This window comes from Sulfitobacter sp. PR48 (genome assembly GCF_028807335.1).
Classification (GTDB): Bacteria; Pseudomonadota; Alphaproteobacteria; order Rhodobacterales; family Rhodobacteraceae; genus Sulfitobacter.
On record NZ_JARAMM010000064.1, the window covers coordinates 1 to 1,343 of the forward strand.

Annotated in this window: 2 protein-coding genes; one reads left to right on the forward strand and one right to left on the reverse strand. The window is 34.6% G+C overall.

Annotated features, from left to right (window positions below; all coding sequences use genetic code 11):
* Positions 1-78: 78 nt before the first annotated feature.
* A protein-coding gene (locus tag PVW51_RS24220) for an IS4-like element ISAba1 family transposase (RefSeq protein ID WP_085940648.1) occupies positions 79-1,169 on the forward strand; the annotation gives its coding sequence in 2 pieces (ribosomal slippage) (positions 79-619 and positions 619-1,169; 1,092 coding nt in all).
* Here PVW51_RS24220 and PVW51_RS24225 read toward each other — a convergent pair.
* A partial coding sequence (locus PVW51_RS24225) for a hypothetical protein (protein ID WP_274578237.1) occupies positions 1,131-1,343 on the reverse strand: 213 nt, incomplete at its 5' end. The genes PVW51_RS24220 and PVW51_RS24225 overlap by 39 nt on opposite strands.

A 1,343-nucleotide genomic window follows, 5' to 3' on the forward strand; every position in this document is an offset into this window, starting at 1 on the left:
AAAACGTCTCTGTACACGACAAAAATAGATAACTCATTGAAATAATGTCACAATAATTGTTTTCTAACGACGAATACTATGACACATCTCAATGAGTTATATCTTATCTTAAACAAATCTCTAAAATGGAACAAGTCACATTTAAAGTGCTTTGCGCTCATCATGCTTGTGATTATTTTAAAGCAAACATGTAATCTTTCTTCTGCATCTAAAGCCTTGCCCATCAAGTGTTTACCACAATCATTTTATCGACGTATGCAGCGCTTCTTTGCAGGTCAGTATTTTGATTATCGTCAAATTTCTCAGTTGATTTTCAATATGTTTTCATTCGACCAAGTGCAACTGACTTTAGATAGAACCAATTGGAAATGGGGAAAACGAAATATTAATATCCTGATGCTCGCAATCGTTTATCGTGGAATAGCGATACCTATCCTTTGGACATTGCTTAATAAACGTGGAAATTCAGATACGAAAGAGCGTATTGCTTTGATTCAACGCTTTATAGCCATTTTTGGTAAAGACCGTATTGTGAATGTGTTCGCAGACAGAGAGTTTATCGGTGAGCAGTGGTTTACATGGTTAATTGAACAAGACATCAACTTCTGCATTCGTGTTAAAAAAACTTCATTGTCACCAATCATTTAGGAAAGAATCATAAAATTAGTGATTTATTTCGCCATCTTAAAGTTGGTCAAATTGAATGTCGTAAACGACGGATTTTGGTTGGTCGGGTGAAACTATATATAAGTGCACTACAGTTAGAAAATGGAGAGCTTTTACTCGTCGTTTCTCCTCAGTTTAATGCCAATGCTATTCAGGATTATGCATTACGCTGGGAAATTGAAACCTTATTCAGTTGTCTCAAAGGACGCGGGTTTAATCTTGAAAATACGCGCTTGACAGACCCTAGACGAGTGAAAAAATTGATTGCGGTGTTAGCTATAAGCTTCTGTTGGTGTTACTTAACGGGTGAATGGCAACATAATCAAAAAAAAGCGATAAAAATAAAGAAGCATGGACGACTCTCAATGAGTTTATTTCGCTATGGTTTAGACTATGTTCAAATGGCGATTCAGCGTTTAATTGGTTTTGGGAAAAAAGAAGAGTTTAAGGAAATTTTGGCAATTTTAAGAAAGCAGAATCCTGATAGGATAAGGGTTCTGTGAAATTTGTCGTGTACAGAGTAAAAATTTAGAAAAAACTCTCTCTATACTTTCAATATTTTGAAAAGACAAACCATTTGTTACAAGTTCACATGGATGAATCATATTCACATGCATATCAACCAATTCATTAATATCATATTTATTTTGATGAATGTGCTTCAATGGCTCTTTGAT